The organism is Enterobacter sp. Tr-810 (genome assembly GCF_011752765.1).
GTDB lineage: Bacteria > Pseudomonadota > Gammaproteobacteria > Enterobacterales > Enterobacteriaceae > Enterobacter > Enterobacter soli.
Genome location: NZ_VWWW01000001.1, coordinates 1,350,561 through 1,375,488, shown reverse-complemented (window position 1 = coordinate 1,375,488; position 24,928 = coordinate 1,350,561). Strand labels below are relative to the sequence as shown.

Below are 24,928 nucleotides of genomic sequence, written 5' to 3'. Positions count from 1 at the left end.
GCTGCGTTTTCGCACTGAAAAACGTCAGGCTAAGAACAGCGGCCTCCAGGAATTCGTAAGGCATAATTATTTAACTATATGAAGAACATACGTAACTTTTCGATCATTGCTCACATTGACCACGGTAAGTCGACGCTGTCTGACCGTATTATCCAGATTTGCGGTGGCCTGTCTGATCGTGAAATGGAAGCCCAGGTTCTGGACTCCATGGACCTGGAACGCGAACGTGGTATTACCATCAAAGCACAGAGCGTAACGCTCGATTACAAGGCTGCTGATGGCGAAACCTACCAACTGAACTTTATCGACACCCCGGGCCACGTTGACTTCTCCTATGAAGTTTCGCGCTCGCTGGCGGCCTGTGAAGGTGCGCTGCTGGTAGTGGATGCCGGGCAGGGCGTAGAAGCCCAGACCCTGGCAAACTGCTATACCGCGATGGAAATGGATCTCGAGGTTGTGCCGGTTCTGAACAAAATCGACCTGCCTGCCGCCGATCCAGAGCGCGTAGCCGAAGAGATTGAAGACATTGTCGGTATCGACGCCACCGATGCCGTGCGCTGCTCGGCCAAAACCGGTGTGGGTGTTCCGGATGTGCTGGAGCGTCTGGTGCGTGATATCCCGGCGCCAGAAGGTGACCCGGATGCCCCATTACAGGCGCTGATCATCGACTCCTGGTTTGATAACTACCTGGGCGTTGTGTCGCTGGTCCGTATTAAAAACGGCACCATGCGTAAAGGCGACAAAATCAAGGTGATGAGCACCGGGCAGGTCTATAACGCTGACCGTCTGGGTATCTTCACGCCAAAACAGGTTGACCGTACCGAGCTGAAATGCGGCGAGGTAGGCTGGCTGGTGTGTGCAATTAAAGACATCCTCGGCGCGCCGGTAGGCGATACGCTGACGCTGGCACGTAATCCAGCGGATAAAGCGCTACCTGGCTTCAAAAAAGTGAAGCCGCAGGTATACGCGGGTCTGTTCCCGGTCAGCTCTGATGACTACGAAAACTTCCGTGATGCGCTCGGTAAACTGAGCCTTAACGATGCTTCCCTGTTCTATGAACCAGAAAGCTCAACGGCGCTGGGCTTCGGCTTCCGCTGTGGCTTCCTCGGCCTGCTGCACATGGAGATCATTCAGGAACGTCTGGAACGTGAATACGATCTGGATCTGATCACCACGGCGCCGACCGTAGTCTATGAAGTAGAGACCACGTCGAAAGAAGTTATCTACGTCGATAGCCCGTCCAAGCTTCCGCCGCTGAACAATATTTATGAACTGCGCGAGCCAATTGCTGAGTGTCACATGCTGCTGCCGCAGGAGTTCCTCGGCAACGTGATCACCCTGTGTATCGAGAAGCGTGGCGTTCAGACCAACATGGTTTACCACGGTAACCAGGTGGCGCTGACCTACGAAATCCCGATGGCAGAAGTGGTGCTCGACTTCTTCGACCGTCTGAAGTCTACCTCTCGGGGCTATGCGTCGCTGGATTACAACTTCAAACGCTTCCAGGCATCCAACATGGTACGTGTGGACGTGCTGATCAACAGCGAGCGTGTTGATGCGCTGGCGCTGATCACCCACAACGACAACGCACCATACCGTGGCCGTGAGCTGGTTGAGAAGATGAAAGAGCTGATCCCGCGTCAGCAGTTCGACATCGCTATCCAGGCCGCAATCGGTAACCACATTATTGCGCGTTCTACCGTGAAACAGCTGCGTAAAAACGTTCTGGCTAAATGCTATGGCGGTGACGTCAGCCGTAAGAAAAAGCTGCTCCAGAAGCAGAAAGACGGTAAGAAGCGTATGAAGCAGGTCGGTAACGTTGAGCTGCCGCAGGAAGCATTCCTTGCCATCCTTCACGTTGGTAAAGACGGCAAATAACCCTTAAGGAGTTGGCATGGCGAACATGTTTGCCCTGATCCTGGTCATTGCTACCCTGGTGACAGGTCTGTTGTGGTGTCTGGATAAGTTTATTTTCGCCCCAAAACGTCGTGAACGTCAGGCTGCCGCTCAGGCAGCCACTGGCGACGGGCTCGATGCGAAGACCCTGAAGAAAGTTGGCCCGAAACCGGGCTGGCTGGAAACCGGTGCATCGGTGTTTCCGGTGCTGGCGATTGTTCTGGTTGTCCGTTCGTTCATTTACGAACCTTTTCAGATCCCGTCTGGTTCAATGATGCCAACACTGTTGATTGGTGATTTTATTCTGGTAGAGAAGTTTGCCTACGGCATTAAAGATCCTATCTACCAGAAAACGCTGATCGAAACGGGTCATCCGAAACGTGGCGACATCGTTGTCTTTAAATATCCGGAAGATCCACGTCTTGATTACATCAAGCGTGCGGTGGGCCTGCCGGGTGACCGGGTCTCTTACGATCCGGTAGCGAAAGAAGTGACCGTACAGCCAGGTTGCAGCTCCGGTACGGCATGTGAAAACGCGCTGCCAATCACTTACTCAAACGTTGAGCCAAGCGATTTTGTGCAGACCTTTGCTCGCCGTAACGGCGGTGAAGCGACCAGCGGTTTCTTCCAGGTTCCGAAAGGTGAAAGCAAAGATAACGGCATTCGTCTGGTTGAGCGCAAAGAGACGCTGGGGGATGTTACCCACCGTATTCTGACCGTGCCGATTGCGCAGGATCAGCTGGGTATGTACTACAAACAACCTGGTCAGCAGCTGGCAAGCTGGATTGTTCCTCCTGGACACTACTTCATGATGGGTGATAACCGCGATAATTCAGCGGACAGCCGTTACTGGGGCTTTGTGCCGGAAGCCAATCTGGTGGGTAAAGCGACCGCTATCTGGATGAGTTTTGAGAAGCAGGAAGGCGAATGGCCGACCGGCGTTCGCCTGAGTCGTATTGGCGGGATCCATTAATTCTCAATAATTGAACGCGTAGCCACTTGAATTGGTGGCTACGTGAATTATTTAAGCGATAAATCTCTTCGAACTAACGACATCCCCTGTCGTTGTGTATAGAATATTCCCCCGAAGTTTAAGGTTGGCCCTGTAAGGGTGCCACGGCACACGAAACCGCGTTGGTTTTCTCAGGTCGGTTTCGTGTGCTGCATTTTTGACGCATTCATTTATTGGTATCGCATGAACCCCATCGTAATTAATCGGCTTCAACGAAAGCTGGGCTACACTTTTCAGCATCAGGAGTTGTTGCAACAGGCATTAACCCACCGCAGTGCCAGCAGCAAACATAACGAGCGTCTTGAGTTTTTAGGCGACTCTATTTTAAGTTTTGTGATTGCTAATGCGCTTTATCACCGTTTCCCGCGTGTGGACGAAGGTGATATGAGCCGGATGCGCGCCACGCTGGTTCGGGGTAATACCCTTGCGGAAATCGCACGCGAATTTGAACTGGGCGAATGTCTGCGTCTTGGGCCGGGCGAGCTCAAAAGCGGTGGTTTCCGCCGTGAATCTATTCTCGCAGATACGGTCGAAGCATTAATCGGTGGCGTTTTCCTGGACAGCGATATCCAGACCGTAGAAAAGCTGATCCTGAACTGGTATCAGACCCGTCTGGACGAAATCAGTCCGGGCGATAAACAAAAAGATCCGAAAACGCGTTTGCAGGAATATTTGCAGGGTCGTCATCTCCCGCTGCCATCCTATCTGGTGGTGCAGGTGCGTGGCGAAGCACACGATCAGGAATTTACCATCCATTGCCAGGTCAGTGGCCTGAGTGAACCGGTGGTGGGCACAGGTTCTAGCCGACGCAAGGCTGAACAGGCTGCCGCCGAACAGGCGTTAAAAATGCTGGAGCTGGAATGAGCGAAGAAAAAACCTATTGCGGATTTATTGCCATCGTCGGACGTCCGAACGTTGGTAAATCCACCCTGTTGAATAATCTGCTTGGGCAGAAGATTTCTATCACCTCTCGTAAGGCGCAGACCACGCGTCACCGCATCGTTGGTATCCATACTGAAGGCGCGTATCAGGCGATTTACGTCGATACCCCGGGCCTGCACATGGAAGAGAAGCGTGCCATCAACCGCCTGATGAACAAAGCTGCGAGCAGCTCGATCGGTGATGTTGAGCTGGTAATCTTCGTTGTGGAAGGTACCCGCTGGACGCCGGACGACGAAATGGTGTTGAACAAACTGCGCGATGGCAAAACGCCGGTTATTCTGGCCGTCAACAAAGTGGACAACGTCCAGGAAAAAGCTGACCTGCTGCCGCATCTGCAATGGCTGGGTAGCCAGATGAATTTCCTCGACATCGTACCGCTCTCAGCAGAGACCGGTCTGAACGTCGATACTATCGCCGGCATCGTGCGTAAGCATCTGCCAGAAGCGATTCATCACTTCCCGGAAGAGTACGTCACCGACCGCTCCCAGCGCTTTATGGCGTCTGAAATCATCCGCGAAAAGCTGATGCGTTTCCTGGGCGCTGAACTGCCGTATTCTGTTACCGTTGAAATCGAACGTTTCCAGAGCAACGAGCGCGGTGGCTATGACATCAACGGCCTGATCCTCGTTGAGCGTGAAGGGCAGAAGAAGATGGTGATTGGTAACAAAGGTGCCAAGATCAAAACCATCGGTATTGAAGCCCGTAAAGACATGATGGATATGTTTGAAGCACCGGTTCACCTGGAACTGTGGGTGAAAGTGAAATCTGGCTGGGCCGATGATGAGCGTGCTCTGCGCAGCCTCGGTTACGGCGAAGATCAGTAGTTTTCATACTCTATGGCTTTCGAGGTGCAGGAAGGCGGCAAGGCCGTGAATCCCCGGGAGCTTTCTTCAGTAAGTGACTGGGGTGAACGGGCGCAGCCAACGCATCTGCAACTTGAAAGACGACGAGTATGATGGAAGGATGGCAGCGCGCCTTTGTATTGCATAGTCGTCCCTGGAGCGAAACCAGCCTTATGCTGGACGTCTTCACGGAAGAGTCGGGTCGCGTGCGCCTTGTTGCTAAAGGCGCACGTTCCAAACGTTCTAATCTGAAAGGCGCATTACAGCCTTTCACACCGCTGCTGGTCCGTTTTGGCGGGCGAGGGGAAGTGAAAACCCTGCGCAGTGCTGAAGCCGTCTCTCTGGCGCTCCCCCTTTCTGGTATCACCCTTTACAGCGGCCTATATGTCAATGAACTCATCTCACGCGTTCTTGAACATGAGACTCGCTTCTCTGAACTTTTCTTTGATTATCTGCACTGTATCCAGGCACTTGCTGGTGCAACCGGCACGCCGGAACCGGCGCTGCGCCGTTTCGAGCTGGCGCTGCTGGGGCATCTTGGCTACGGCGTGGATTTTCTGCATTGCGCAGGTAGCGGTGAACAGGTAGACGACACGATGACGTACCGTTATCGCGAGGAAAAAGGCTTTATCGCCAGTATCGTCATTGATAACAGTACATTTACCGGGCGGCAGCTCAGGGCGCTGTATGAACGCGAGTTCCCGGATGCTGATACCCTGCGCGCGGCAAAACGCTTTACCCGAATTGCACTCAAGCCGTATCTTGGTGGCAAGCCCTTAAAGAGCCGCGAATTATTCAGGCAGTTTTTGCCGAAACGTTAACGTTTTACCCCTCACCCCAGCCCTCTCCCGGAGGGAGAGGGGGAAGGGAAATGAACCAAAATACCGAGGATTGTCATGGCTGAATTACTGTTAGGCGTCAACATTGATCATATTGCCACGCTGCGTAATGCACGCGGCACGGCGTATCCTGATCCGGTTCAGGCGGCATTTATCGCTGAGCAGGCTGGCGCTGACGGCATTACCGTTCACCTGCGTGAAGACCGCCGCCACATCACCGACCGTGACGTGCGCATTCTGCGTCAAACGCTGGATACCCGCATGAATCTGGAAATGGCCGTCACGGAAGAGATGCTGACCATCGCCTGCGACACCAAACCGCATTTCTGCTGCCTGGTGCCGGAAAAACGTCAGGAAGTGACCACCGAAGGTGGGCTGGATGTGGCAGGCCAGTTCCACAAAATGCGTGATGCCTGCAAACGCCTGGCGGACGCGGGCATTCTGGTTTCGCTGTTTATCGATGCTGATTTCGACCAGATTAAAGCCGCTGCTGACGTGGGCGCGCCATACATCGAAATCCATACTGGCTGCTATGCAGATGCTGAAGACGATGCCACTCAGGCTAAAGAGCTGGAGCGCATTGCTAAAGCTGCCACCTATGCGGCAGGTCTGGGTCTTAAAGTTAACGCGGGCCACGGCCTGACCTATCACAACGTCAAAGCCATCGCAGCATTGCCAGAAATGCATGAGCTGAATATCGGTCACGCCATTATTGGCCGTGCGGTGATGAGTGGCCTGAAAGAGGCGGTATCAGAGATGAAACGCCTGATGCTGGAAGCGCGCAAGTAATGGCTATTCTGGGCTTAGGCACGGATATCGTCGAAATAGCCCGCATTGAAGCGGTGATCGCCCGTAGCGGCGATCGCCTTGCACGACGCGTGTTAAGCGATAACGAATGGGCCATCTGGGAAGCGCATCAGCAGCCGGTGCGTTTTCTGGCAAAGCGTTTTGCGGTGAAAGAAGCGGCCGCCAAAGCCTTTGGTACGGGCATTCGCAACGGGCTGGCGTTTAATCAGTTTGAAGTGTTTAACGATGAACTGGGTAAGCCACGCCTGCGTTTATGGGGCGAAGCGCAGAAGCTGGCCGAGAAACTCGGCGTGGCGCATATGCACGTGACAATCGCGGATGAACGCCACTACGCCAGCGCGACGGTGATTATCGAAAGTTAGAGACAGACCCTTACAGTTTGTCCGCGTGGTGCATCAGGACAAACTTATCCCACAGCTGTTCTTCGCTTTCAACGTGTGCCGGATCTTTGAGTATCGTATTGGGGATTGGGCACACTTTCTGGCAGGTCGGTGTTTCGTAGTGGCCGATACATTCCGTGCAGCGGTCGCTGTTAATCTCATAAATGCTGTCACCCATCGAAATCGCCTCGTTTGGGCATTCGGGTTCGCACATATCGCAATTGATGCATTTTTTGGTGATTAACAGCGCCATCAGGAATTTCTCAGAAACAACACAAACAGGGCGGGCATTATATGCGCATTCCCTGTTCAAACCAATTTTTTTACCAGCTCCTCGCTGTGGCGAATACGTTCCGGAGCGTGTTCCAGATCCTGCTGAACCAACGCCATAAACAGAAGGTCCGTCAGCATCATTTGGGCGCTGGTGGATGAGATAGCCGCGCTGCGCGTCGCCTGCTCTTCCGCAATGGTATACAAACAGCGCGTTGCCCGTTGTTGCAGGGCATTAGGGGTAAAACCGGTGATCGCCAGTATTTTCCCGCCAACGCGCAGGGCCTCATCGGTAGCCATGTTGATCTCGCGACGCTCGCCGGAATAGGAGATAGCCACCAGTAAATCATCAGGCTCCATCGCCTGCACCGTAGCAAGCAGGGCGTGCATATCAAGCTCGACAATGCCGTTGTAACCAATTTTGGTGAGCTTCCAGCCAAAGTTACGCGCCACCAGACCCGACGCGCCAATCCCGGTCAAAATGATCCGCCGCGCGGTACGCAGCATCGCCACGCTTTCCAGCAATTTTTCTTCTGTATTGACGTCGAGCGTGGCGTGCATCGCTGCCACATTCTCTTTGATTAGTTTTTCCCCCACCAGACGCATCGGGTCATCACCGCGGATCTGGTTGTGCACCGGCATAGACTGCGGGTTGGGATTGCTCACCAGCGCTTCGCTGATGGCAAGCTTTAAAGCCGGGAAACCTTTAAAGCCAATCTTCTGGGCAAATTTCACCACGCTGGACTGGCTCACTCCCGCTTCGCTCGCCAACTGCTGCGAGCTGAGATGGCGGGCGTGATCGGGCTGCGTCAGCAGGAAATCCGCCAGCTTTTTATCGCTCTGGGCAAAGCCTGCGTAACGCTGGCGGATGCGGATTAAACAGTTCATACGTTCTCCTGGCGAAAATGTGATTGCTGCTGCAAATAAAGAAATTTGCTCGCCTGAATGAATTTTATATTCCATTATAGTGTGATTATTATGAATTAAAAATTCTTGAGGTACAAAAGATGAATCTTGGCTCACTTGTTTCTGAAACGCGTAACCCGCAAACCATGGATCTGGACGCACTCTCCACGCTGGAGCTGGTTAACCGTTTTAATCAACAGGATACGCTGGTCGCGCAGGCAGTGAAAGAGACATTACCGGAAGTGGCAAAAGCTGTCGATGCGGCAGCCACCGCACTGAAATCGGGTGGCCGCATCATCTATATGGGCGCGGGAACCAGTGGGCGTCTTGGCGTGCTCGATGCCTCTGAATGTCCGCCAACGTTCGGTGTACCGCATGGGCTGGTTATCGGGCTTATCGCCGGTGGCCCGGGCGCGCTTCTGAAAGCCGTAGAGGGCGCGGAAGACAACAAACAGCTCGGGGAAGATGACCTGAAAGCGCTGAATCTGAGCGAGCGGGATCTGGTCGTTGGGCTGGCTGCATCCGGGCGCACGCCGTATGTCATCGGCGGGCTGGAATATGCTAACCACACTGGCTGCACCACGGTTGCTATCTCGTGCAATCCTGGCTCGCCGATTGCGCAGGTCGCCGCCATTGCTATTTCCCCGGTCGTCGGGCCTGAGGCGCTTACCGGCTCCACACGTCTGAAATCCGGCACGGCACAAAAGCTGGTGCTCAACATGATTTCAACAGGCGCGATGGTCAAGTTTGGCAAGGTGTACCAAAACCTGATGGTGGATATGAAAGCCACCAACATCAAGCTGATTGACCGGGCCTGCCGGATGGTGGTGGAAGCCACAGGCGCAAGCCGCGAAGAGGCGGAATCCGTCCTCAGACAGACGGATTATGATGTGAAACCCGCCATTCTGATGATTTTAAGCGGGCTGGATGCAACCGCTGCGAGAGCAAAACTCGATACGCATCATGGGTTTTTACGGGCGGCTTTAGAAAACTAAAACAGAGGCGTGTATGGAAAAAACGGCAGCGCTCGCCAGCGGTATTTTGCAGGGGATTGGCGGGGAAAAAAATATTCAGCGTCTGGAAAACTGCATGACGCGTGTGCGTGTTGAAGTGCATGACGACGAGCAGCTTGACCTGCCGCGCCTGAAGCAGCTTTCTGGAGTGAGCGGATATGTCAAACAGGGCCAGCAGCACCAACTGATTGTCGGCCCGGGTAAAGCCGCACAGGTGGTGGATGCCATGCGGGCGTTGATGGGGGGAGAAGTCACCGCCTCGTTTGACGATGCTGAACGCACCAAAGCGCAGGCTAAGGCAAAATACAAAGCCCCAATGAGCGATGCGCTGCGGCAGCTGGCAAACGTCTTTATTCCACTGATCCCGGCCTTCATTGCCTCCGGTTTGATCACCGGGATCATCAATATCCTTAAGCGCCCGGATATCGTGGGGGACTTTGCTACCCACTATCCAAACTTGCTGGGTATTCTGGCCATTTTCGGCAGCGCTGTGTTTGCCATTATGAATATTCTGGTGGGGGTCAACACCGCAAAAGTATTTGGCGGCTCGCTGGCAATGGGCGGGGTGATGGCCGGGATCCTCTCCAGCCCGCAGCTGGCGCAGATTACCCTGTTTGGTGAAGCCCTACAGCCCGGGCGCGGCGGCGTTATCGCGGTGCTGCTGGTGGTTATCCTGATGTGCTGGATTGAGAAAAAGCTGCGTACCCTGCTGCCTGGCTCGATTGAACTTATCCTCAATCCATTGCTTACCACTTTAATTACCGGCAGCGTGGCGATTATTGCACTGCAACCGCTCGGCGGCTGGATTTCAGAGGCCATCGCTCATGGTGCGTCTTTGGCTATTGACCGGGGCGGTTTGCTGGTGGGCGCAGTACTGTCAGGGACGTTCCTGCCGCTGGTGTTAACCGGTTTGCATCAGGGACTGGTGCCTATCCACGTTGAGCTGGTACAGGCGCATGGCTATAACGCTTTGCTGCCCATCTTGTCGATGGCGGGCGTCGGGCAGGTTGGCGCGGCTATTGCGGTGCTGATGAAGACCCGAAATACACGTCTGAAGAAGGTGATTAAAGGGGCGCTGCCGGTCGGATTACTGGGCATTGGCGAGCCGCTGATCTTTGGGGTAACCCTGCCGCTCGGCAAGCCTTTCCTCGGGGCATGTCTGGGTGGGGCTGTAGGCGGTGCGCTCATCAGCTACTGGAAAGTGGCAACGGTGATCACCTTTGGCATTTCCGGTTTGCCGCTGGCGTTAACCATCGTGACCGGAAAAGTCATGCTCTATCTGTTAGGCTATCTGGTAGCGGTGATCGCCGGGTTCTTGTTTACCTGGCTGTTAGGATTCAACGATCCAGAGGAGTAAGGTTTGGCTAATCACGAGCGTCGCGTTGTCTTTTTTGACCTGGACGGAACGCTGCATCAGCAGGATATGTTTGGTACGTTTATGCGCTACCTGCTACGGCGTCAGCCGCTGAATGCACTGCTCGTACTGCCTCTCTTACCGGTTGTTGGCCTGGCATTGCTGATTAAAGGGCGCGCTGCGCGTTGGCCGATGAGCCTGCTGTTGTGGGGCTGTACATTCGGCCACAGCGAAGCGCGGCTTAAACAGCTTGAAGTGGATTTTGCCCACTGGTTTCGCGGTCATGTGATCGCGTTTCCGGTTGTGCAGGAAAGGCTGACACGATACCTCGCTGAAAATGATGCGGATATCTGGCTGATTACCGGTTCGCCGCAGCCGCTGGTGGAACAGGTCTACGCCGATACACCGTGGCTACCGCGGGTTAATCTTATCGCCACTCAAATCGCCCGCGGTTACGGCGGCTGGGTGCTGACTATGCGCTGCCTCGGGCACGAAAAGGTGGCGCAACTGGAAAAGCGGATCGGCACGCCGCTTCGCCTCTACAGCGGCTACAGCGACAGCAAGCAGGATAACCCGCTGCTCTATTTCTGCCAGCACCGCTGGCGTGTCACCCCGGTTGGTGAACTTCAGCAACTCGAATAGTCTTATGCGGAGGTGGTGTGTATAATGCCGCCCGCTTTAGACTGGAGTATCTAACGTTGTCCAATCCCGAACACAATCATGAATACTGGATGCGCCACGCGCTGACGCTGGCCCAACGCGCCTGGGAAGAGGGCGAAGTGCCCGTGGGTGCGGTTCTTGTTCATAACAACCAGGTGATTGGAGAAGGGTGGAACCGTCCTATAGGCCGCCACGATCCCACGGCTCATGCTGAAATCATGGCGTTACGCCAGGGTGGGCTGGTGCTGCAAAACTACCGTCTGCTGGATACCACGCTGTATGTCACCCTGGAACCCTGTGTTATGTGCTCCGGGGCCATGGTGCACAGCCGTATTGGCACGCTGGTGTTTGGTGCGCGGGATGAAAAAACCGGTGCGGCAGGTTCACTGATGGATGTGCTTGGTCATCCGGGCATGAACCATCAGGTCAAGACTATCGGCGGGGTGCTTGCACCAGAGTGTTCGGGGCTACTAAGTGACTTCTTTCGAATGCGCCGGCAGCAGAAAAAGCAACAAAAGGCAGAATTGAAGCCGTCGGACGATTAACTTCGTTCGGCAAGACCACCGGATAGCTTTGTGCCAGCTGTTTTGCCTCTACCGCTTCTTTTTCTTTTTCAAGCAAATAACCTACCAGGCTAATCTGATACTTACGGATGTTTTCCACATAGGCGTAAGCCTCATGCCCGCGCGCGTAACCATAGGTCAGCTTGTTGTACCAGGGTTTTTGGCTCAGTAACGGCAGCCGCTGTTTTACATCCGACCAGCTATCCGGGTTGCCTTTTGTTTTTGCCGTCAGCGCGCGCGCATCAAGCATATGCGCGTAGCCCATGTTATAGGCCGCCAGCGCAAACCAGATGCGTTCTTCTTCCGGCACTGTCTCCGGCACTTTGGTCATCATATCCTGCAAATACTGTGCGCCACCGCTGATGCTCTGTTCCGCATCGGTCCGGTCGCTAATGCCAAGGCTCTGTGCGGTATTTTTGGTCAGCATCATTAAACCACGCACACCCGTCGGCGAGGTGGCCTGAGTGTCCCAGTGGGATTCCTGATAAGAAATCGCCGCCAGCAGCCGCCAGTCAATCTCCTGGGCGTATTTCTCGAACAAAGGTTGCAGGTCTGGTAGCACGCTATCTACCGCGCGCAGAAAACTCCGGGTATCGACATAATCAAAGTCTTCACCGTGGCCCAGATATTTCTCTTCCAGACGCGCCAGGGTCCCGTCTTCATTGATCGAATTAAAGAAATCGAGCATGGCGGCGGACAGGGTTTGATCGTCATCGAGCTGGCTAAACCAGGTAACAGGCTGTTCATCAGTGACATCAAGTGCCACGGCGATTTCAGGATGTACGCGCTGGAAAAGGCTGATGGCCACGGAGTCAGCAATGGTGTAAGCCAGCTTTTTGTCTTTTACCTGCTCCAGCAGCGCAGTGGTGCCAAGCTTAGGATCTACCGTCCAGCTGAGATCCGGGTATTTCTTTTCTTTGAGAGTTCGCAGGTCGTCAATCACCACATGGCCCGGGGCGATAGCGAGCTGTTGCTCATTAATAGAGGCAAGGGAACGCGGGCGCGGGTTTCCCACGCGATAAACCAGCTGCTGTGAAACCGAATAGTAGGTTGGCCCGGGCTGATAGTTCTTGCTGCGCTCGCTGTTATACACCAGCCCAGCGGCCAGGATATCGGCATCGTCGTTATCCAGGTCATCAAACAGCTGGCTGATATTCTGGCGAACGGTGATTTTGAGCTTCACGCCGAGGTAATCGGCGAACTGCTGGGCCAGTTCATAATCCAGGCCAATGGTTTTGCCGTTGATGTCGCCGTAAATCAGCGGGGAGCTCAGGGTACTGACGCGCAGCTCCCCCCGCTCTTTGATCGCGGCGATACGGTTTTCGGCTTTGCCGAACCAGGGGATAGAAGGCCAGAGGGCCACTGCCAGCAGCAAGGTAACTATGCCGATGAGCAGATAATTAATCTTTAATTTTTTCAATTAGTTAATTCTCTGCGACGCCGGGTGCCTCAGTGTGCTGTAGCCATGTGAAGAATAAGGTTTGTCATTGAATGTGCGGCATTTTGCGCAAACTTACGCCAGTTGGCAACAAATTAGAGAGAGAGGTCACATCTATTGTTAAATGTCGCGGTCGATTTTATTTCGACGCAAACGGTTTCGTCGGCGCTCAGGATTCTCTATAATGACGCCCGTTTTCCCCCCTTGCGCACACTGTAAGCGCCCCGGCGCTTCGAAGACGAGAGACTTATGATGGAAATTCTGCGTGGTTCGCCTGCACTGTCTGCCTTCCGTATCAACAAACTGCTGGCACGTTTTCAGGCAGCCGACCTTCCGGTAAGCAATATTTACGCTGAGTATGTCCATTTTGCTGACCTGAATGCACCCCTGAATGCAGAGGAGCGAGTACAGCTGGAACGCCTGCTCAAGTATGGCCCAAGTCTGAGCAGCCATACGCCAACCGGCAAACTAATCCTGGCTACGCCTCGCCCTGGCACCATCTCACCCTGGTCTTCCAAAGCCACCGACATTGCCCACAACTGCGGCCTGAGCCAGATTAACCGTCTGGAACGTGGTGTGGCGTACTATGTGGAAGCCTCTACGCTGATGGCCGAACAATGGCAGGCCGTTGCCGCTGAACTGCACGATCGCATGATGGAGAGCGTGTTTACCTCTCTGGACGACGCGCAAAAACTCTTCTCCCATCATCAGCCTGCGCCAGTTCAGAGCGTGGACCTGCTGGGGCAGGGCCGTCAGGCGCTGATTGACGCCAACCTGCGTCTCGGCCTGGCACTGGCTGAAGATGAGATTGATTACCTGCAGGATGCGTTCGTTAAGCTGAACCGTAACCCGAACGACATCGAACTCTACATGTTCGCGCAGGCTAACTCCGAACACTGCCGCCACAAAATCTTCAACGCCGACTGGGTTATCGACGGTGAACAACAGCCGAAGTCGCTGTTCAAAATGATCAAAAACACCATGGAACAAACCCCTGACCACGTGCTGTCTGCTTATAAAGACAACGCCGCGGTGATGGAAGGTTCCGAGGTGGGCCGCTTCTTCGCCGACCGCGAAGCAGGGCGCTATGACTTCCACCAGGAGCCTGCGCATATCCTGATGAAGGTTGAAACCCACAACCACCCGACGGCGATCTCTCCGTGGCCGGGTGCGGCAACCGGCTCTGGCGGTGAAATCCGCGATGAGGGAGCAACCGGACGTGGTGCAAAACCGAAAGCCGGTCTGGTGGGCTTCTCTGTTTCCAACCTGCGTATCCCGGGCTTTGAACAGCCGTGGGAGGAAGATTTCGGTAAGCCAGAGCGCATTGTGACTGCGCTGGATATCATGACCGAAGGCCCACTGGGCGGCGCAGCGTTTAACAACGAATTTGGTCGTCCGGCGCTGAACGGTTACTTCCGTACCTATGAAGAGAAAGTCGACAGCCACAACGGCGAAGAGCTGCGTGGCTATCACAAACCGATCATGCTGGCAGGCGGGATCGGTAACATTCGTGCCGATCACGTGCAGAAAGGCGAGATCGTCGTTGGTGCGAAGCTGATCGTACTGGGTGGCCCGGCAATGAATATCGGCCTGGGCGGCGGTGCGGCCTCTTCAATGGCCTCCGGTCAGTCTGACGCGGATCTCGACTTCGCTTCTGTACAGCGCGACAACCCGGAAATGGAACGTCGTTGCCAGGAAGTGATCGACCGCTGCTGGCAGCTTGGCGAAGCTAACCCAATTCTCTTTATTCACGACGTGGGCGCGGGCGGTCTGTCTAACGCCATGCCGGAGCTGGTCAGCGACGGTGGTCGTGGTGGCCGCTTTAACCTGCGCGACATCCTGAGCGATGAGCCAGGCATGAGCCCGCTGGAAATCTGGTGTAACGAATCCCAGGAACGCTACGTGCTGGCGGTTGCCGCTGACCAGTTGCCGCTGTTTGACGAGCTGTGCCGTCGCGAGCGCGCACCTTATGCCGTTATCGGTGAAGCCACCGAAGAGCAGCACCTGAGCCTGAGTGACACCCACTTCGACAACCAGCCGATTGATCTGCCGCTGGACGTGCTGCTGGGCAAAACGCCGAAGATGACCCGCGACGTCACAACCCGTAAAACGGCGGGCAAGGCGCTGGATCGTCAGGACATTACCGTTGCCGAAGCGGTTAACCGCGTTCTGCACCTGCCTGCTGTGGCGGAAAAAACCTTCCTGGTCACCATCGGCGACCGTACCGTAACCGGTATGGTGTCGCGCGATCAGATGGTTGGTCCGTGGCAGATCCCGGTGGCTAACTGCGCCGTGACCACCGCAAGCCTTGACAGCTACTACGGTGAAGCAATGGCGTTGGGTGAGCGTACTCCGGTAGCCCTGCTGGACTTCGCAGCATCTGCGCGTCTGGCTGTAGGTGAAGCGCTGACCAACATCGCGGCCACCCAGATTGGCGACATTAAACGTATCAAATTGTCAGCAAACTGGATGGCGGCTGCTGGTCACCCGGGTGAAGATGCGGGCCTGTATGAAGCGGTGAAAGCGGTAGGTGAAGAGCTGTGTCCTGCGCTCGGCCTGACCATTCCGGTGGGTAAAGACTCCATGTCGATGAAAACTCGCTGGCAGGAAGGCAACGAGCAGCGCGAGATGACGTCTCCGCTGTCGCTGGTGATCACCGCATTTGCCCGCGTGGAAGATGTGCGTCATACCATCACCCCGCAGCTGGCGACCGAAGACAACTCCCTGCTGCTGATTGACCTGGGTAAAGGCCACAACGCACTGGGCGCAACCGCGCTGGCGCAGGTTTACCGTCAGCTTGGTGATAAACCTGCCGATGTGCGTGACGTAGCACAGTTAAAAGGTTTCTACGATGCCATTCAGGCGCTGGTTGCTCAGCGCAAACTGCTGGCCTACCACGACCGTTCAGATGGTGGCCTGCTGGTTACCCTGGCAGAAATGGCCTTTACCGGCCACTGCGGCGTGGAAGCAAACATTGCTACGCTGGGCGAAGACCGACTGGCTGCACTGTTCAACGAAGAGCTGGGTGCAGTGATTCAGGTTCGTGCCGCGGATCGCGACGCCGTTGAAGCCGTACTGGCACAACACGGTCTGGCTGACTGCGTGCATTATCTGGGTAAAGCCGTTCAGGGCGACCGCTTTGTGATTGAAGCAGACGGCCACACAGTGTTCAGCGAAAGCCGCACCACCCTGCGTATGTGGTGGGCAGAAACCACCTGGCAGATGCAGCGCCTGCGTGACAACCCGGAATGTGCCGATCAGGAACACGACGCAAAAGCCAACGACAACGATCCAGGCCTGAACGTGAAGCTCTCCTTCGATATCAACGAAGACATTGCTGCACCGTACATCGCGACCGGCGCGCGTCCGAAAGTGGCCGTGCTGCGTGAGCAGGGCGTTAACTCCCACGTTGAGATGGCGGCTGCCTTCCACCGTGCAGGCTTTGATGCCATCGACGTGCACATGAGTGATCTGCTGGCAGGACGTACCGGTCTGGAAGATTTCCAGGCGCTGGTGGCGTGCGGCGGCTTCTCTTACGGCGACGTGCTGGGTGCGGGTGAAGGCTGGGCGAAATCCATTCTGTTCAACAATCGCGTGCGTGATGAATTCGAGACCTTCTTCCACCGTCCGCAGACGCTGGCGCTGGGCGTTTGTAACGGCTGCCAGATGATGTCTAACTTGCGTGAACTGATCCCGGGTAGCGAAGCCTGGCCGCGCTTTGTGCGTAACCAGTCCGACCGATTCGAAGCACGTTTCAGTCTGGTCGAAGTCACGCAAAGCCCGTCTCTGCTGTTGCAGGGGATGGTGGGCTCGCAGATGCCAATTGCGGTTTCTCACGGCGAAGGTCAAATCGAAGTGCGTAACGCGGCACACCTTGCCGAGCTGGAAAGCAAAGGTCTGGTGGCGCTGCGCTTCGTCGATAACTTCGGTAAAGTCACGCAAACCTACCCGGCTAACCCGAACGGCTCAGCGAACGGTATCACCGCCGTCACCACTGAAAACGGCCGTGTGACCATCATGATGCCACACCCGGAACGTGTATTCCGCACAGTGAGCAACTCCTGGCACCCGGAAAACTGGGGCGAAGACAGCCCGTGGATGCGTATTTTCCGCAACGCGCGTAAACAGTTGGGGTAATCGGTTCTGCCGGGCGGCACCAGGTTTGCCCGGCCTACATACTTACTCTTGTCGGCCCGGTAAGCGTCATCGCTACCGGGCTTTTTTGTCCTTGTCGCAAAATCGCGACAATCCTGTGAGTTAGGTGTCTCCAAAAGGAGACATTTAACTCATTGATTTATATATGGCAGTTAAGGTTCCCGTTAAGGTGTTGCTGAATAGCGACACTTAGCCTGAAAATCATTCAACTGATAATTTACAGGTTAAACGAGTAAAGATTATATATTTCAATAAGTTAATATTTTGTTTTGTATTTTGGCACGGCTGTTGCATAATAATAACCAGTGGCTCATTCACCTTCTTATGTCAGCCCCTTCGGGACGTGCTACATAAACTTCGAATGACGCACAAAAAGGTGCCTGCCGTCCAACTACTGATAAAAGCATTGCTTATCAGGCCAGGGCGTAACGTCGAGTTAGGCACCGCCTCATTCCACAACAAAGCCGGGTTTTTACCCGGCTTTGTTGTATCTGAAGGGCAGACTCAGTTACGCTCTCCTGAAACCAACATGAAGAGAGTAATGTGTTGAAACGCTGGCCTGTTTTCCCTCGTTCCTTGCGACAACTCGTGATGATGGCGTTTTTGCTGATCCTGCTGCCTCTGCTGGTGCTGGCGTGGCAGGCATGGCAAAGCCTGAATGCACTGAGTGCTCAGGCTGCACTGACCAACCGTACTACGCTGGTCGATGCCAGGCGCAGTGAAGCGATGACGAACGCGGCGCTGGAGATGGAGCGTAGCTATCGTCAGTATTGCGTTCTGGACGATCGCACGCTGGAAAAGGTCTATCAAAATCAACGCAAGCGCTACAGCGAAATGCTGGATGCGCACGCAGGTGTCCTGCCTGACGACAAGCTGTATCAGGCGCTGCGTCAGGATCTTAACGATCTGGCTCAGCTTCAGTGCCACAACAGTGGCCCGGCAGCCTCTGCCGCCGCGCGCCTTGAGGCCTTTGCCAGCGCTAACACCGACATGGTTCAGGCGACGCGTACGGTGATTTATTCCCGTGGGCAGCAGCTGCAACAAGAGATTGCCGAGCGAGGCCAGTTCTTTGGCTGGCAGGCGCTGGTGCTGTTTTTGGTCAGCCTGGGGCTGGTACTGCTGTTCACCCGTATGATTATCGGCCCGGTGAAGGGGATCCAGCGCATGATCAATCGCCTGGGCGAGGGGAAATCGCTAGGTGATACGGTCGCTTTCAAGGGGCCGCGCGAGTTACGCTCCGTCGGGCAGCGGATCATCTGGCTTTCCGAGCGCCTGGCATGGCTTGAATCTCAGCGTCATCAGTTTTTACGCCATATCTCCCATGAACTCAAAACGCCGCTCGCCAGTATGCGCGAAGGCACAGAGTTGCTGGCTGATGAGGTCGCAGGACCATTAACCGTCGAACAAAAAGAGATTGTCGAAATCCTGGATGCCAGCAGCCGTAATTTGCAAAAGCTCATCGAGCAACTGCTGGATTACAACCGCAAACTGGCTGATAGCTCGGTGGTTCTGGAGAAAGTTGCGATAGCGCCGCTGGTGGATATGGTTATCTCCGCACACAGCCTGCCAGCAAGAGCTAAAATGATGCATACCGAAGTGGAGCTTGGCGAGTCAGTCTGTTTTGCCGAGCCGATGTTGTTAATGAGCGTGCTGGATAATCTTTATTCCAATGCGGTGCACTATGGTACTGAATCCGGTAACATTTATATCCGTAGTTATACCAATGGCTCGCGTGTGTTTATTGACGTAGCCAATACGGGAACCCCGATCCCTGATGATGAAAAAGCGATGATTTTCGAACCCTTTTTCCAGGGGAGCCATCAGCGAAAAGGTGCGGTTAAAGGAAGCGGTTTGGGGCTGAGTATTGCCCGCGACTGCATACGGCGAATGCAGGGTGAGCTCAATATCGCCAGTGACGAACGCTCGGATGTGTGCTTTCGTATCGAACTGCCTCTTGGGCCGGAAAAATCAATACAATGAATCTATGTCTGGTGAGTATGTCACACGTCTTTTCCCGCGCAGTGCGCGCGGTGTTTTCCAGCAAAAAATTACGCCTGGGTCTGCCATGTCTTCTGCTGGCAGGCTGCGTTTCCCATGCACCCACGAGTGCTATCAGTGATAAACCTGATGCCAAATGGCCAGAGAATCAACTGGCCGATTTTCTGACAACGGGATGCGACGATATCTGGAATTTATCGGGGCATGACGTTGAAGCAAACCCGCTGTTCTGGTTGCGGGGTATTGATTGCTCGCAGCGCCTTGCGCCGACAACAGCTCGCGCCAGGGCAGCAATGTGGGACGATGACACCTGGCAGGATGCGTTTAAACGCGCAATCTTACTGGCCGATGCCAAAATTACGCCTGTCGAACGTCGTGCCAATACCTCACGTCTGGACGGGCTGGCAACAAGCATTCCGGCGCAGGTTCGCCCGGTGTATCAGCTCTGGCGGGACGGACAGGTGCAGCAACTTCAGTTGGCTGAAGAGCGCTCACGCTACGGCAAGTTGCAGCAGTCCAGCGATGCTGAACTCGATACGCTGCGCCAGCAGCAGGATTATTTGCGCGCTCAGCTTGATACCACGACACGCAAGCTTGAAAACCTGACGGACATTGAAAGGCAGCTTTCAACGCGTAAACCGGCGAGCAACTATCTGCCTGATGGAACAAAGGGGAGTTCGCCATCCACCTCGCCGGATCAGGATAGCGACACGAAACAAGAGGATGTGAAGCCATGACAAGCCGCAAACCTGCCCATCTCTTGCTGGTGGACGATGACCCTGGATTGTTAAAACTGCTGGGAATGCGTCTGGTCAGCGAAGGCTATAGCGTGGTCACCGCCGAAAGTGGGCAGGAAGGGCTGAAAGTGCTCAGTCGCGAAAAGATAGACCTGGTGATTAGCGATTTGCGCATGGACGAGATGGACGGGATGCAGCTGTTTGCGGAGATCCAGAAGCAGCAGCCAGGGATGCCGGTTATCATCCTCACCGCCCACGGCTCTATCCCCGATGCGGTCGCTGCCACACAGCAGGGCGTATTCAGTTTTCTGACCAAGCCCGTCGATAAAGATGCGCTTTATAAAGCCATCGACAGCGCGCTTGAACACACTGCACCGTCGGGTGATGAAGCATGGCGGGAATCCATCGTGACCCGCAGCCCCGTTATGTTACGCTTGCTTGAACAGGCACGGATGGTGGCACAGTCTGACGTCAGCGTGCTGATTAACGGCCAGAGCGGAACCGGGAAAGAGATCCTGGCACAGGCCATCCACAATGCCAGCCCGCGCAGCAAAAATGCCTTTATCGCCATTAACTGCGGCGCACTGCCGGAACAGCTGCTGGAGTCTGAGCTGTTTGGTCACTCGCGCGGGGCCTTTACCGGCGCGGTGAGCAGCAGAGAAGGGCTGTTCCAGGCCGCAGAAGGCGGCACGCTATTCCTTGATGAAATTGGCGATATGCCTGCGCCGTTGCAGGTTAAGCTGTTGCGCGTATTGCAGGAACGCAAAGTGCGTCCGCTGGGCAGTAACCGCGATATCGACATCAACGTGCGCATCATTTCAGCGACCCACCGTGATTTGCCTAAAGTGATGGCGCGCAACGAGTTCCGTGAAGACCTTTACTACCGTCTGAACGTTGTGAACCTGAAAATCCCCGCGCTTGCCGAGCGCGCGGAAGATATCCCGCTGCTGGCGAACCATTTGCTGCGCCAGTCTGCCGATCGCCATAAACCCTTCGTCCGTGCTTTTTCGACCGATGCCATGAAGCGCCTGATGACCGCAAGCTGGCCGGGGAACGTGCGTCAGCTGGTCAACGTTATCGAGCAATGTGTCGCGCTCACCTCGTCGCCGGTGATCAGCGATGCGCTGGTGGAGCAGGCGCTTGAAGGGGAAAATACGGCTCTGCCGACTTTTGCAGAGGCACGTAACCAGTTCGAGCTAAACTATTTGCGTAAGCTACTGCAAATTACCAAAGGCAACGTGACTCACGCGGCGCGAATGGCCGGGCGTAACCGCACAGAATTCTACAAATTGCTGTCGCGGCACGAGCTGGAAGCGAACGATTTTAAAGAGTAGTACCGCAAAAACCGAATGAATATGATACTGTGAGCAACCGATTACGAGGCAGCTTACTGGCAAGAGTTTAAGGACCCACCATGAAAAAGATTGATGCGATTATTAAACCTTTCAAACTGGATGATGTACGTGAAGCACTGGCTGAAGTCGGCATCACCGGGATGACCGTAACAGAAGTGAAAGGTTTTGGTCGCCAGAAAGGCCACACCGAACTGTACCGTGGTGCAGAGTACATGGTGGACTTCCTGCCAAAAGTGAAAATCGAAATCGTGGTGAGCGATGACATCGTGGATACGTGTGTGGATACCATTATCCGTACGGCGCAGACGGGCAAGATTGGCGACGGTAAAATTTTCGTCTTTGACGTGGCGCGCGTAATTCGAATCCGTACCGGCGAAGAAGACGACGCGGCGATTTAACAATGCCAACGGTTTTGTAGGCCGGGTAAGGCGCAGCCGCCACCCGGCGAAAAAAAGCCCCTCGAACGAGGGGCTTTTTCATTACAGCACTTTATGCGGGCCGAAGCATTCATAATGAATGCTGTCTTTATTTACGCCCAGCTCAACCAATTGCTTCGCTGCATACTGCATAAACGCTACCGGGCCACATACATAGAACTGCATATCCGGTGCGCTAAATGCCCCTTCATGCTGGCTTAAGTCGATCAAACCTTCGCTGTCGAAACGTGCAGCCGCGCGGTCAGCATCGGTTGGCAGACGATACCAGGTATGCGCGATAAAGCGCGGCAGATCCGCCGCCAGCGTTTTCACTTCATCCGCAAAGGCATGAACGTCGCCGTTTTCTGCGGCGTGGAACCAGTTTACCTGCGCTTTGTGGTGAGCTTTCGCCAGCGTATCCAGCATCGCCAGCATTGGTGTTTGACCAACACCTGCGGAGATAAGCGTTACCGGTGTATTGGCGTCAACAGCCATAAAGAAATCACCCGCAGGCGCGGCCAGATGCACCACATCACCCACGCTGGCTTCGTTGTGCAGCCAGGTAGAGACCTGACCGCCGTCTTCGCGTTTCACGGCAATGCGGTAGCCTTTGCCGTCAGGCTTACGGGTCAGAGAGTACTGGCGTATCTCCTGGTGCGGGAAACCTTCTGGTTTCAGCCATACGCCCAGGTATTGACCCGGCTGATAATCTGCCACTGGCTTGCCATCCACAGGTTCAAATTCAAAGCTGGTAATCAGCGCGCTGCGTGGCGTTTTTTCGACAATACGGAATGCGCGAGTACCTTCCCAGCCGCCATTTTTACTGGCGTTTTCGCTGTAGATCTGCGCTTCGCGATTAATAAAGACGTTTGCCAGCACGCCGTAGGCTTTACCCCATGCGTCCAGCACTTCCTGACCCGGGCTGAACATCTCATCGAGCGTTGCCAGCAGGTGACCGCCAACGATGTTGTACTGCTCTGGTTTGATCTGGAAGCTGGTATGTTTCTGCGCAATTTTCTCCACCGCAGGCAGCAGCGCCGCCAGGTTTTCGATATTGCTGGCATACGCTGCGATGGCGTTAAACAACGCTTCGCGCTGATCGCCGTTACGCTGGTTGCTCATGTTGAAAATCTCTTTGAGCTCCGGGTTATGCGTGAACATACGATCGTAGAAATGGGCGGTGAGTTTAGGGCCGGTTTCAACCAGCAGGGGAATAGTAGCCTTAACGGTAGCGATGGTTTGAGCGTCGAGCATAGCAGCTTCCTTCAAATGTTACTTTAATAATGTATTTTAAATGCATCTTATAAAAAATACCCCTGCGTTGTAAATGGTTCTTTGCATCGTGAAAAATATGCATCACAAACCTGAAAAGAAATCCGTTGAAAAGGGTGAGCGCTTTATTCCTCAAACCCTTGCGTGGCGTGGAGGTAAACGTTTGCGTAAAATCGTTTGTCAAGACCTGTTATCGCAGAACTAATCAGTTATACTGTTGCCCGTCGTCCAACAGGACTGCCTTTTCAGGCCAAAATTTTATTGTTAGCTGAGTCAGGAGATGCGGATGTTAAAGCGTGAAATGAACATTGCCGATTATGATGCCGAACTGTGGCAGGCTATGGAGCAGGAAAAAGTACGTCAGGAAGAGCACATCGAACTGATCGCCTCCGAAAACTACACCAGCCCGCGCGTTATGCAGGCGCAGGGTTCTCAGCTGACCAACAAATATGCTGAAGGTTACCCGGGCAAGCGCTACTACGGCGGTTGCGAATACGTTGATATCGTTGAGCAACTGGCTATTGACCGTGCAAAAGAACTGTTTGGTGCTGACTACGCTAACGTGCAGCCGCACTCTGGCTCTCAGGCTAACTTCGCGGTTTACACCGCGCTGCTGCAACCGGGTGATACCGTTCTGGGTATGAACCTGGCGCAAGGCGGTCACCTGACTCACGGTTCCCCGGTTAACTTCTCCGGCAAACTGTACAACATCATCCCTTACGGTATTGATGAGTCCGGTAAAATTGACTACGAAGACATGGCTAAGCAGGCTAAAGAGCACAAACCGAAGATGATCATCGGTGGTTTCTCTGCTTACTCCGGCATCGTTGACTGGGCAAAAATGCGTGAAATCGCAGACAGCATCGGCGCATATCTGTTCGTTGATATGGCGCACGTTGCCGGTCTGATCGCCGCAGACGTTTACCCGAACCCGGTTCCACATGCTCACGTTGTGACTACCACCACCCATAAAACCCTGGCGGGTCCGCGCGGCGGCCTGATCCTGGCGAAAGGCGGTAGCGAAGAGCTGTACAAAAAACTGAACTCTGCTGTGTTCCCAAGCGCGCAGGGCGGCCCACTGATGCACGTCATCGCGGGTAAAGCGGTTGCGCTGAAAGAAGCAATGGAGCCTGAGTTCAAGGTTTATCAGCAGCAGGTTGCTAAAAACGCCAAAGCGATGGTGGAAGTGTTTCTGAACCGTGGCTACAAAGTGGTTTCTGGCGGTACTGAAAACCACCTGTTCCTGCTGGATCTGGTTGATAAAAACCTGACCGGTAAAGAAGCTGACGCTGCCCTGGGCCGTGCCAACATCACCGTGAACAAAAACAGCGTGCCAAACGATCCAAAGAGCCCGTTTGTGACCTCTGGTATCCGTATCGGTTCTCCGGCTGTGACTCGCCGTGGCTTTAAAGAAGCTGAAGTGAAAGAGCTGGCTGGCTGGATGTGTGACGTTCTGGACAATATCAATGACGAAGCGGTTATCGAGCGCGTTAAAGGTAAAGTTCTGGATATCTGCGCACGCTTCCCGGTTTACGCATAATTATCCTGCTTTGCAGAAATAAAAAAGGCCGCGATTGCGGCCTTTTTTGTGTTTAACGCCTGTCGAGGGATATTGCGCCAGGCCCGGTTATCGCCAGCAAAATAAACGCGCCAGCAATACTGACGTTCTTGTAGAAGTTAATCATATTTGGCACCACGGCATCACCGGTCAAATTCCAGTAATGGTGACCAATCACCGCCGTTCCCAGCGTATAGAAAATAAAGAGCACGGCAATAGGGCGGGTGAAAAAGCCCAGCACGATAAGAATAGCCGCGGGGACTTCCATCACTACCGCGATAATGGCTGCCAGCATGGGCGCAGGCGCGCCAAGGGATGTCATATATTGTACCGTGCCGCTAAAGCCGGTCATTTTCGGAAAGCCAAAAATAATAAACAGCACAACAATCGCGATACGGGCAATCAGCAACAACAAGTGACGAGACTGGCCGAAATCAAAATAACGTAGAGAGTTCATAGCAGGCTCTTTTTTCGGTGGGACCTGATTTAAAACTAATACACAAACCGGCAGCCTG

Annotated in this window: 22 protein-coding genes; 17 read left to right on the top strand and 5 right to left on the bottom strand. The window is 54.4% G+C overall.

Annotation, left to right across the window (positions count from 1 at the left end):
• Positions 1 to 78: 78 nt before the first annotated feature.
• From lepA to acpS, 7 genes are all read left to right on the top strand, one after another.
• Positions 79 to 1,878 carry a translation elongation factor 4 gene (lepA, locus tag F3J30_RS06420; RefSeq protein WP_014071378.1) on the top strand — a complete coding sequence of 600 codons (1,800 nt, stop codon included), beginning with the start codon at positions 79 to 81 and terminating at the stop codon, positions 1,876 to 1,878.
• 16 nt (positions 1,879 to 1,894) lie between these two features.
• Positions 1,895 to 2,869: a signal peptidase I gene (gene lepB, locus F3J30_RS06415; RefSeq protein ID WP_014071377.1), complete on the top strand. Its 975-nt coding sequence runs from the start codon at positions 1,895 to 1,897 to the stop codon at positions 2,867 to 2,869.
• 222 nt (positions 2,870 to 3,091) lie between these two features.
• Positions 3,092 to 3,772, top strand: coding sequence for a ribonuclease III (rnc, locus tag F3J30_RS06410; RefSeq protein WP_014071376.1), 681 nt, complete (start codon positions 3,092 to 3,094; stop codon positions 3,770 to 3,772).
• Positions 3,769 to 4,674, top strand: coding sequence for a GTPase Era (gene era / locus F3J30_RS06405; protein WP_014071375.1), 906 nt, complete (start codon positions 3,769 to 3,771; stop codon positions 4,672 to 4,674). The genes rnc and era overlap by 4 nt, the downstream gene beginning before the upstream one ends.
• A 131-nt stretch (positions 4,675 to 4,805) precedes the next feature.
• Positions 4,806 to 5,513 carry a DNA repair protein RecO gene (gene recO, locus F3J30_RS06400; RefSeq protein WP_166716703.1) on the top strand — a complete coding sequence of 236 codons (708 nt, stop codon included), beginning with the start codon at positions 4,806 to 4,808 and terminating at the stop codon, positions 5,511 to 5,513.
• Positions 5,514 to 5,588: 75 nt separating this feature from the next.
• Entirely contained in the window at positions 5,589 to 6,320 is a 732-nt protein-coding gene (pdxJ, locus tag F3J30_RS06395; RefSeq protein ID WP_166716664.1) for a pyridoxine 5'-phosphate synthase, read from the top strand.
• Positions 6,320 to 6,700, top strand: a complete 381-nt coding sequence (gene acpS / locus F3J30_RS06390; protein WP_166716663.1) for a holo-ACP synthase — start codon at positions 6,320 to 6,322, stop codon at positions 6,698 to 6,700. Before pdxJ ends, acpS begins: the two co-directional genes overlap by 1 nt.
• A gap of 10 nt (positions 6,701 to 6,710) precedes the next feature.
• On the opposite strand, the gene F3J30_RS06385 is transcribed toward acpS, so the two are convergent.
• Both F3J30_RS06385 and F3J30_RS06380 read right to left on the bottom strand, forming a co-directional pair.
• Positions 6,711 to 6,971 (bottom strand): YfhL family 4Fe-4S dicluster ferredoxin, encoded by a 261-nt coding sequence (locus F3J30_RS06385; protein ID WP_014071370.1) that lies wholly within the window; start codon positions 6,969 to 6,971, stop codon positions 6,711 to 6,713.
• A gap of 56 nt (positions 6,972 to 7,027) precedes the next feature.
• Positions 7,028 to 7,876, bottom strand: a complete 849-nt coding sequence (locus tag F3J30_RS06380) for a MurR/RpiR family transcriptional regulator (RefSeq protein WP_014071369.1) — start codon at positions 7,874 to 7,876, stop codon at positions 7,028 to 7,030.
• A 119-nt stretch (positions 7,877 to 7,995) separates the two neighbouring features.
• On the opposite strand from F3J30_RS06380, the gene murQ reads away from it, so the two are divergent.
• The 4 genes from murQ to tadA are packed head-to-tail and all read left to right on the top strand — an operon-like array spanning position 7,996 to position 11,466.
• The gene (gene murQ / locus F3J30_RS06375) at positions 7,996 to 8,889 is read left to right on the top strand and encodes an N-acetylmuramic acid 6-phosphate etherase (protein WP_166716662.1); all 894 of its coding nucleotides are present in this window, start codon (positions 7,996 to 7,998) and stop codon (positions 8,887 to 8,889) included.
• Between the two features lie 13 nt (positions 8,890 to 8,902).
• Positions 8,903 to 10,264 (top strand): PTS transporter subunit EIIC, encoded by a 1,362-nt coding sequence (locus F3J30_RS06370; RefSeq protein WP_166716661.1) that lies wholly within the window; start codon positions 8,903 to 8,905, stop codon positions 10,262 to 10,264.
• Between the two features lie 3 nt (positions 10,265 to 10,267).
• The gene (gene yfhb, locus F3J30_RS06365; protein ID WP_166716660.1) at positions 10,268 to 10,903 is read left to right on the top strand and encodes a phosphatidylglycerophosphatase C; all 636 of its coding nucleotides are present in this window, start codon (positions 10,268 to 10,270) and stop codon (positions 10,901 to 10,903) included.
• 56 nt (positions 10,904 to 10,959) lie between these two features.
• A complete protein-coding gene (gene tadA, locus F3J30_RS06360; RefSeq protein WP_041162105.1) occupies positions 10,960 to 11,466 on the top strand; it encodes a tRNA adenosine(34) deaminase TadA in 507 nt (168 codons plus the stop codon).
• Here the strand turns inward: tadA and mltF are convergent.
• Positions 11,354 to 12,904 (bottom strand): membrane-bound lytic murein transglycosylase MltF, encoded by a 1,551-nt coding sequence (gene mltF, locus F3J30_RS06355; protein ID WP_014071364.1) that lies wholly within the window; start codon positions 12,902 to 12,904, stop codon positions 11,354 to 11,356. The genes tadA and mltF overlap by 113 nt on opposite strands.
• A gap of 267 nt (positions 12,905 to 13,171) precedes the next feature.
• Here mltF and purL point away from each other — a divergent pair, with 267 nt between their 5' ends.
• From purL to glnB, 5 genes are all read left to right on the top strand, one after another.
• Entirely contained in the window at positions 13,172 to 17,059 is a 3,888-nt protein-coding gene (gene purL, locus F3J30_RS06350; protein WP_166716659.1) for a phosphoribosylformylglycinamidine synthase, read from the top strand.
• A gap of 564 nt (positions 17,060 to 17,623) precedes the next feature.
• On the top strand, positions 17,624 to 19,057 hold the full coding sequence (gene qseE / locus F3J30_RS06345; RefSeq protein ID WP_166716702.1) for a two component system sensor histidine kinase QseE/GlrK: 1,434 nt from the start codon (positions 17,624 to 17,626) through the stop codon (positions 19,055 to 19,057).
• A complete protein-coding gene (gene qseG, locus F3J30_RS06340) occupies positions 19,054 to 19,812 on the top strand; it encodes a two-component system QseEF-associated lipoprotein QseG (protein ID WP_166716658.1) in 759 nt (252 codons plus the stop codon). The genes qseE and qseG overlap by 4 nt, the downstream gene beginning before the upstream one ends.
• Positions 19,809 to 21,146 carry a two-component system response regulator GlrR gene (glrR, locus tag F3J30_RS06335; RefSeq protein ID WP_014071360.1) on the top strand — a complete coding sequence of 446 codons (1,338 nt, stop codon included), beginning with the start codon at positions 19,809 to 19,811 and terminating at the stop codon, positions 21,144 to 21,146. The genes qseG and glrR overlap by 4 nt, the downstream gene beginning before the upstream one ends.
• Before the next feature lie 80 nt (positions 21,147 to 21,226).
• On the top strand, positions 21,227 to 21,565 hold the full coding sequence (gene glnB, locus F3J30_RS06330; RefSeq protein ID WP_003860685.1) for a nitrogen regulatory protein P-II: 339 nt from the start codon (positions 21,227 to 21,229) through the stop codon (positions 21,563 to 21,565).
• Between the two features lie 81 nt (positions 21,566 to 21,646).
• Here glnB and hmpA read toward each other — a convergent pair whose 3' ends face one another.
• Positions 21,647 to 22,837: an NO-inducible flavohemoprotein gene (hmpA, locus tag F3J30_RS06325; RefSeq protein WP_166716657.1), complete on the bottom strand. Its 1,191-nt coding sequence runs from the start codon at positions 22,835 to 22,837 to the stop codon at positions 21,647 to 21,649.
• A 304-nt stretch (positions 22,838 to 23,141) separates the two neighbouring features.
• On the opposite strand from hmpA, the gene glyA reads away from it, so the two are divergent.
• Positions 23,142 to 24,395 (top strand): serine hydroxymethyltransferase, encoded by a 1,254-nt coding sequence (glyA, locus tag F3J30_RS06320; protein ID WP_014071358.1) that lies wholly within the window; start codon positions 23,142 to 23,144, stop codon positions 24,393 to 24,395.
• Positions 24,396 to 24,447: 52 nt separating this feature from the next.
• On the opposite strand, the gene F3J30_RS06315 is transcribed toward glyA, so the two are convergent.
• Positions 24,448 to 24,870 (bottom strand): DoxX family protein, encoded by a 423-nt coding sequence (locus F3J30_RS06315; protein ID WP_014071357.1) that lies wholly within the window; start codon positions 24,868 to 24,870, stop codon positions 24,448 to 24,450.
• Between the last annotated feature and the right edge of the window lie 58 nt (positions 24,871 to 24,928).

What these genes read in the sequence shown, in the direction of transcription:
- lepA (WP_014071378.1), top strand. Translation starts at nt 79, where the DNA reads ATGAAGAACATACGTAACTTTTCGATCATTGCTCACATTGACCACGGT.
- lepB (WP_014071377.1), top strand. Translation starts at nt 1,895, where the DNA reads ATGGCGAACATGTTTGCCCTGATCCTGGTCATTGCTACCCTGGTGACA.
- rnc (WP_014071376.1), top strand. Translation starts at nt 3,092, where the DNA reads ATGAACCCCATCGTAATTAATCGGCTTCAACGAAAGCTGGGCTACACT.
- era (WP_014071375.1), top strand. Translation starts at nt 3,769, where the DNA reads ATGAGCGAAGAAAAAACCTATTGCGGATTTATTGCCATCGTCGGACGT.
- recO (WP_166716703.1), top strand. Translation starts at nt 4,806, where the DNA reads ATGGAAGGATGGCAGCGCGCCTTTGTATTGCATAGTCGTCCCTGGAGC.
- pdxJ (WP_166716664.1), top strand. Translation starts at nt 5,589, where the DNA reads ATGGCTGAATTACTGTTAGGCGTCAACATTGATCATATTGCCACGCTG.
- acpS (WP_166716663.1), top strand. Translation starts at nt 6,320, where the DNA reads ATGGCTATTCTGGGCTTAGGCACGGATATCGTCGAAATAGCCCGCATT.
- F3J30_RS06385 (WP_014071370.1), bottom strand. Translation starts at nt 6,971, where the DNA reads ATGGCGCTGTTAATCACCAAAAAATGCATCAATTGCGATATGTGCGAA.
- F3J30_RS06380 (WP_014071369.1), bottom strand. Translation starts at nt 7,876, where the DNA reads ATGAACTGTTTAATCCGCATCCGCCAGCGTTACGCAGGCTTTGCCCAG.
- murQ (WP_166716662.1), top strand. Translation starts at nt 7,996, where the DNA reads ATGAATCTTGGCTCACTTGTTTCTGAAACGCGTAACCCGCAAACCATG.
- F3J30_RS06370 (WP_166716661.1), top strand. Translation starts at nt 8,903, where the DNA reads ATGGAAAAAACGGCAGCGCTCGCCAGCGGTATTTTGCAGGGGATTGGC.
- purL (WP_166716659.1), top strand. Translation starts at nt 13,172, where the DNA reads ATGATGGAAATTCTGCGTGGTTCGCCTGCACTGTCTGCCTTCCGTATC.
- qseG (WP_166716658.1), top strand. Translation starts at nt 19,054, where the DNA reads ATGAATCTATGTCTGGTGAGTATGTCACACGTCTTTTCCCGCGCAGTG.
- glrR (WP_014071360.1), top strand. Translation starts at nt 19,809, where the DNA reads ATGACAAGCCGCAAACCTGCCCATCTCTTGCTGGTGGACGATGACCCT.
- glnB (WP_003860685.1), top strand. Translation starts at nt 21,227, where the DNA reads ATGAAAAAGATTGATGCGATTATTAAACCTTTCAAACTGGATGATGTA.
- hmpA (WP_166716657.1), bottom strand. Translation starts at nt 22,837, where the DNA reads ATGCTCGACGCTCAAACCATCGCTACCGTTAAGGCTACTATTCCCCTG.
- glyA (WP_014071358.1), top strand. Translation starts at nt 23,142, where the DNA reads ATGTTAAAGCGTGAAATGAACATTGCCGATTATGATGCCGAACTGTGG.
- F3J30_RS06315 (WP_014071357.1), bottom strand. Translation starts at nt 24,870, where the DNA reads ATGAACTCTCTACGTTATTTTGATTTCGGCCAGTCTCGTCACTTGTTG.